The organism is Pseudoxanthomonas koreensis (assembly GCF_010093225.1).
In the GTDB taxonomy this organism is placed as follows: Bacteria; Pseudomonadota; Gammaproteobacteria; order Xanthomonadales; family Xanthomonadaceae; genus Pseudoxanthomonas; species Pseudoxanthomonas koreensis.
Genome location: NZ_PDWM01000069.1, coordinates 1 through 5,643, shown reverse-complemented (window position 1 = coordinate 5,643; position 5,643 = coordinate 1). Strand labels below are relative to the sequence as shown.

The following is a 5,643-nucleotide window of genomic DNA, read 5'->3' as shown; positions in this document are numbered from 1 at the left end:
CCTGGATAGGGGTATAAGAGGCCGGATGATGCCCATGCCCCGCCCGCTCGTCCTCGCCCTGGGCCTTGGCCTGCTCGCCATGGTTTCCACCGCCGACGCCGACGCCCAGCGCAAGAAGGCCAAGACCCCGGCCGCCAGCGCGGACTGCACCGATTTCTATGGCCAGGCCAACGCGGCCTGGCTCAAGGCCAATCCGCTGCCGGCCGATGCCGGCGCGATCAGCGCGATGGGCCAGCTCAACGACCTGGCCCTGCGCCAGCAGCGGGAACTGCTCGACGCGGCGATGAAGGCGCCGCAGAACGACGTGCAGACCCGGCTGGGCGATTTCTGGGCCAGCGGCCTGGACGAGGCGGCGGTCGAGGCCGACGGTTCGCGCCCGATCTCGACCCTGCTGACCCGGATCAACGCCATCAAGAAGGCCAAGGACGTGCCGGCGACCGTCGCCGCGCTGCACCAGGTCGGCATCCCGGTGGTGTTCAACTTCGCCCCGGATGTGGACCTGAAGGCGCTGGACCGGCACATCGGCTACTTCATGCAGGGCGGCATGGGCCTGCCCGACCCGGCCTTCTACACCCGCAACGACGCCGACACCCAGGCCGTGCTCGGCCGCTACCGCGACTACGTCAAGCAGATCCTGGCGCTGACCGGCACGCCGCAGGCGCGCCTGGACGCCGACGCCAAGGCGGTGATCGACATCGAGACGGCGATCGCGCGCAAGTCGCAGTCGCTGGCCGAGCTCAACAATCCCTTCAGCAACTACGCCCCGGTTTCCGTCGCCGACGCGAGCAAGCGTTACCGCAACCTGCAGCTGCGCGAGTTCCTCGACGCGCAGGGCGTGAAGGACGACCTGGTGTCGCTGCCCGACCCGGCACTGTTCGCCGAACTGGACGCGATGATCGGCCGGGTCAAGCCGGAACAGTGGCGGGCCTACCTGGCCTGGCGCGTGGGCGACGCGATGGCGCCGTACCTGTCCAAGAGCTTCCGCGACGCCAGCCACGGCTTCCGCGGCCAGGTGCTGCAGGGCCTGGCGGCGCCGGCGCCGCGCTGGCGGCAGGTGCTCGATGCGATCAACACCGCCGCCGGCCCGATGCTGGGCCACGAGTACGCCGCGCGCCACCTCGATTCCGGGGAACGCCGTCGCGCCGCGGTGGTCGCCGACGAGGTACGCGATGCGCTGGTCGCTTCGCTGGAAAGCAACGCCTGGCTCAGCCCGGCCGCCAAGGCCGAGGCCAGGGCCAAGCTGGCCGCGCTGAAGATCGAGGTCGGCACCCCGCGCCGCGACCTGGACTACACCGTGCAGCCGACGGGCCGCGGCAGCTTCGGCAGCAACATGCTGATCGCCTCGACCTGGCGCCACCGCGAGGAGATGAAGCGGATCGGCAAGGGCAACGCCGACCGCCGCTGGGACGTGCTGCCGCAGGAACCGGCGCTGGGCTACGACATCGCCCAGAACCGCCTGATCGTCCCCGCCGCGGTGCTGCAGCCGCCGGTGTTCGACGTCGCCGACGATGCCACCGTGTACGGCGGTTACGGCGCGCGGGGGGGCACCCCGCTTGGCCGCGCGATCGACGGCCGCGGTGCGCAGGGCGGCGCCAAGGGCGAACTGCGCAACTGGTGGACCCCGGCCGACAACGCCGCGTGGGCGACGCTGGGCGAGCGCGTGGCCGCGCAGTACTCGGCCCAGGCCTATCCCGGGGTGAAGGGCGGCAAGGTCAATGGCGCCCAGGTGCGCGAGGTGGCGCTGGCCGACCAGGGCGGCCTGGAACTGGCCGCTGCGGCCTGGGCCAAGGCCCACCCGGATGCGAAGCCTGCCGCGCAGAAGCCGCTGTTCGGCGCCTGGTCGAAGCTGTGGGCGCAACAGGTGTCGGAGAACGCCGCGGCCGAGCGCATGAGCGCGGAGATCCACGCCCCCGGCCAGCTGCGCAGCAACGTGCCGCTGTCCAACCTGCCCGCCTTCGGCGCCGCCTACGGCTGCAAGGCCGGCACGCCGATGCAGCGCACCGAGGCCGACCAGGTGCGGATCTGGCGCTGATCGCCCCGCAGGACGGCAAGACGGAAAAAGGCGCGGTCACCCGCGCCTTTTTCCATTCCGCAACGCAAGCCGCGCCCTACATCCTTCGGGCCGGAGGGCGGCGGCGTCCGAATGGCGGCTGGCCGCGCCAGTAACGGATCACCAGCCAGCCGAACAGCATGCCGCCGAGGTGGGCGAAATGGGCCACGCCCGGCTGCCAGCCGGTGAATCCCATCACCAGTTCGGCCACGCCGAACAGGATCACGAAGGTCCGCGCCTTCATCGGGATCGGCGGGAACAGCAGCATTACCCGCTGGTTCGGGAACAGCATTCCGTAGGCAAGCAGCAGGCCGAACACGCCGCCGGACGCGCCCAGGGTCGGGTACGCGCCGCCACCGTTGCGCAGCGACCACCAACCCACCGCCAGCTGGCACAGCCCGGCGCCGGCCACGCAGATGAGGTAATAGGCCAGGAAACGGCGCGTGCCCCAGGTCAGTTCCAGCGGTGCGCCGAACATGTACAGGGCAAGCATGTTGAACAGCAGGTGGCCGATGCTGCCGTGCAGGAAGCCGTAGGTCAGCAGCTGCCACGGCTGGAAGTTCTGTCCCGGCGAGAACGGGTCGAAGCCCATCGGCGGCCACAGCATGAACGCCTCGAAGGTGCCCTGTCCCAGCAGCATCTGCATGAGGAACAGCACGCCGTTGGCGATCAGCAGTCCCTGGCTGGCGGGGGGCAGTCGCGAAAGCATGCGGCGTGGCTCCGGAGGAAAGGGGCGCCCATCATAACGGCGTCCATGGCCGCGCCCGCGGCCATCGGCGGCGCGCCTTCAGCCGGCGCTGCGACTCTTGCGTGGCGGCGGCCCCCAGACCGCGGCATCCAGGTCCTCCACGCTGCGGTCGCGCTTCACCCGGCCGCGTTCCACGTGCACGCCCTCGGCGCGCAGGCGCCGGCACTGTTCCCGCCATTCCGGCGCGCCTTCGGGAAAGGCGATGCGTCCGTCGGCGCGCAGGACCCGGTGCCAGGGCAGCGCCGGATCCCCGTCGCCGGCCAGCCCCCGCGCCGCCAGCCGCGCCCGTCCCGGCAGGCCGGCGCGGCGCGCGACCTCGCCGTAGCCGGCGACCTGGCCGGGCGGGATCGCGCGCACGGCCGCCAGGATCCGGCGGGCGGAATCGTTTTCCTCACGGGCAGACGCGGCGGCCATCAGCGGGCTAGCATACCGGCGGGGGATCGCGAAGGAATGCCCATGCGAAATTTCGAACAGATCCGCAGCCACCTGCTGACCGCCGGCTTCCGCCTGACCATGCAGGAACCCTATGTCGCCTGCGTGGAGCTGTCGCTGGAAGGCGGCAGCCGCCACCAGTCGATCTTCGTCTCCGAACTGGACGGCGACGACGAGCGGCCGATGCTGCGGGTCAGCACGGTGATCGCTCCGACGACCGGCATCGACGCGCGCCGGGCGCTGGTATTCAACTGGCAGAGCAGCGTCGGCTACCTGGCGATCGGCGAACTGGACGGCGTGCCCTACCTGCAGCTGTGCGAGAACCGCCCCTACGAGGGCCTCACGCCGGCCGAGATCGAGCGCCTGGTGCTGGAGATCGGCGGCCTGGGCGACCGCATGGAACGCGCCCTGTCGGCCGAGGGCGACCTGCTTTGAGAAAAGGGGACGGAGGCAATTAAGCGCGCGCGCTTAATTGCCTCCGTCCCCTTTTCTCCCTACGCCTCAAGTCCAGCCCAGCGCGCGCATGCCGGAGAAGAACAGGTAGGCCACGCCGGCCGCGGCCGGGATGGTCAGGATCCACGCCCAGATGATCCGCTCGACCACGCCGAGCCTGAGCGCACGCGGGTTCTTGGCGAAGCCCACGCCCATGATCGCGGTGGAAATGCTGTGCGTGGTCGACACCGGCATGCCGAAGTGCGCGGCCACGGTCAGCACCGTCGCCGAGCTGGTTTCGGCGGCGAAGCCGTGGATCGGGTGCAGCTTGACCATCTTGTGGCCCAGGGTCTTGATGATGCGCCAGCCGCCCGAGGCGGTGCCGGCGGCCATCACCACCGCACAGGTCAGCACGATCCACATCGCGATCTCCGGACCGCCGCCCTCGCCCGGGTGCAGGAACGACAGCCAGCCCGGCAGTTCGTCCAGGGTGCCGGCAGCCTCGGCGCCGATCAGGGTCAGGGCGATGATGCCCATGGTCTTCTGCGCGTCGTTGTGCCCGTGGGCGAAGCCCATGTAGGCGGCCGACAGGATCTGCGCCTTGCCGAAGAAGGCGTTGACCCAGCGCGGCCGCGCCAGCCGGCCGAGCACGCCGCCGGCGCGGGCCATGCCGGCGATGATCGCCCACAGCAGGACCATCACCGCCACGCCGAGGACGAAGCCGGCTACCGGCGAGGTCACCATCGGCAGGAACACCTTCCACAGCAGGCCCTTGTTCTGGGCCCAGTTGCCGACCGGCTCCGACCAGACCAGCGCGGCCCAGTCGTTGTGCGCGGCGGCCAGCGCCGCGCCGCACAGGCCGCCGATCAGCGCATGCGAGGACGAGGACGGCAGGCCGAACCACCAGGTCAGCAGGTTCCAGCCGATGCCGCCGAGCAGCGCGCACAGGATCACCTGCGAGGACGCCTCGACCACCTCGGTGTTGACGATGCCAGTGGCAATGGTCGCGGCCACCGCCGTACCCATCAGCGCGCCGACCAGGTTCATCACCGCGGCGAGCGACACCGCGGCGCCCGGCGACAGCACCTTGGTCGCCACCACCGTGGCGATGGAGTTGGCGGTGTCGTGGAAACCGTTGATGAACTCGAAGACCAGCGCGGTCAGGATCACCACCAGCACAAGCGTCAGCATGGCGGCGACCGTCAGCTGTTCTTCAACACGATCTGGTACGCGACCACGCCCGCCTCGCGGCAGCGGTCGATCGCCTTCTCCAGGATCTCGAAGAACTCCTTGAGCAGGAACATCTGCATGTGGTCCAGGCGGCCGGAGTAGATGTCCCGGTACAGCTCCAGCATCAGCCGGTCGGCCTCGTTCTCGATCGCGCGCAGCTTCTCGTTGAGCGCGGTCATGCGGTCGATGTTGAGGGTGCGCAGCTCGCGCACCATCTCCACCACCACCGACGCGGCCTGTTCCAGCATCGCCGCGCGCGGGGCGAAGTCGATGTGGGCCAGGTGCTGGGTGGCCAGCGAGTAGCGGTCGGCGAACTTCTCGATCTGCTTGGGGATCTTGTACAGCGCCGAGCCCAGCGCCTCGATGTCCTCGCGCTCGATCGGGGTGATGAAGCTGTCCACCAGCGCCTTGCCGATCTTCTCCGAGGCGGTGCGCTCGCGCTGGCGGGCCAGCTTGAAGGCGTCCAGCGCCGGCTGCCGGTCGGAGGCCTTCATCATCTGGTAGAGGGCCTTGGCGCTGTCGTGGGCGGCCTCGGCCGCCTCGTCCAGCAGGACGAAGAACTGCTTGCCGGAGCCGAAGATCGTCTGCAGGGAGAACATGTAGGGAGGTCCGCCGCCGCGGGAGGGGCGGCCAAATGCGGCGGAATTATGACAGCCCCCGGCGGCGCCCGGAACCCGGCCCGGCGCCGCGGCCCTGCGGGGAGGCTCTGCTAAGATGCCCCCGTGCCTGGCTCTTTATACACATATGACGG

General features: G+C 70.2%; 6 protein-coding genes. 2 read left to right on the top strand and 4 right to left on the bottom strand.

Going from position 1 to position 5,643, the window contains the following annotated elements:
• The first annotated feature begins 28 nt into the window (after positions 1–28).
• Positions 29–2,032 (top strand): M13-type metalloendopeptidase, encoded by a 2,004-nt coding sequence (locus CSC64_RS13630; RefSeq protein WP_162435876.1) that lies wholly within the window; start codon positions 29–31, stop codon positions 2,030–2,032.
• A gap of 76 nt (positions 2,033–2,108) precedes the next feature.
• Here CSC64_RS13630 and CSC64_RS13625 read toward each other — a convergent pair whose 3' ends face one another.
• On the bottom strand, positions 2,109–2,759 hold the full coding sequence (locus CSC64_RS13625) for a rhomboid family intramembrane serine protease (RefSeq protein WP_162435875.1): 651 nt from the start codon (positions 2,757–2,759) through the stop codon (positions 2,109–2,111).
• A gap of 78 nt (positions 2,760–2,837) precedes the next feature.
• Entirely contained in the window at positions 2,838–3,212 is a 375-nt protein-coding gene (locus CSC64_RS13620) for an MGMT family protein (protein WP_162435874.1), read from the bottom strand.
• 42 nt (positions 3,213–3,254) lie between these two features.
• Here CSC64_RS13620 and CSC64_RS13615 point away from each other — a divergent pair, with 42 nt between their 5' ends.
• Complete coding sequence (locus CSC64_RS13615; RefSeq protein ID WP_162435873.1) at positions 3,255–3,665, top strand: hypothetical protein; 411 nt, start codon at positions 3,255–3,257, stop codon at positions 3,663–3,665.
• Positions 3,666–3,731: 66 nt separating this feature from the next.
• On the opposite strand, the gene CSC64_RS13610 is transcribed toward CSC64_RS13615, so the two are convergent.
• Positions 3,732–4,853, bottom strand: coding sequence for an inorganic phosphate transporter (locus tag CSC64_RS13610; protein WP_162435872.1), 1,122 nt, complete (start codon positions 4,851–4,853; stop codon positions 3,732–3,734).
• Positions 4,854–4,864: 11 nt separating this feature from the next.
• Positions 4,865–5,491 carry a DUF47 domain-containing protein gene (locus CSC64_RS13605; RefSeq protein WP_162435871.1) on the bottom strand — a complete coding sequence of 209 codons (627 nt, stop codon included), beginning with the start codon at positions 5,489–5,491 and terminating at the stop codon, positions 4,865–4,867.
• Between the last annotated feature and the right edge of the window lie 152 nt (positions 5,492–5,643).

Bases quoted from the DNA above. Each gene is read 5' to 3' on its own strand.
- CSC64_RS13615 (WP_162435873.1), top strand. From the start codon at position 3,255: ATGCGAAATTTCGAACAGATCCGCAGCCACCTGCTGACCGCCGGCTTC.
- CSC64_RS13630 (WP_162435876.1), top strand. From the start codon at position 29: ATGCCCATGCCCCGCCCGCTCGTCCTCGCCCTGGGCCTTGGCCTGCTC.
- CSC64_RS13625 (WP_162435875.1), bottom strand. From the start codon at position 2,759: ATGCTTTCGCGACTGCCCCCCGCCAGCCAGGGACTGCTGATCGCCAAC.
- CSC64_RS13610 (WP_162435872.1), bottom strand. From the start codon at position 4,853: ATGCTGACGCTTGTGCTGGTGGTGATCCTGACCGCGCTGGTCTTCGAG.
- CSC64_RS13605 (WP_162435871.1), bottom strand. From the start codon at position 5,491: ATGTTCTCCCTGCAGACGATCTTCGGCTCCGGCAAGCAGTTCTTCGTC.
- CSC64_RS13620 (WP_162435874.1), bottom strand. From the start codon at position 3,212: ATGGCCGCCGCGTCTGCCCGTGAGGAAAACGATTCCGCCCGCCGGATC.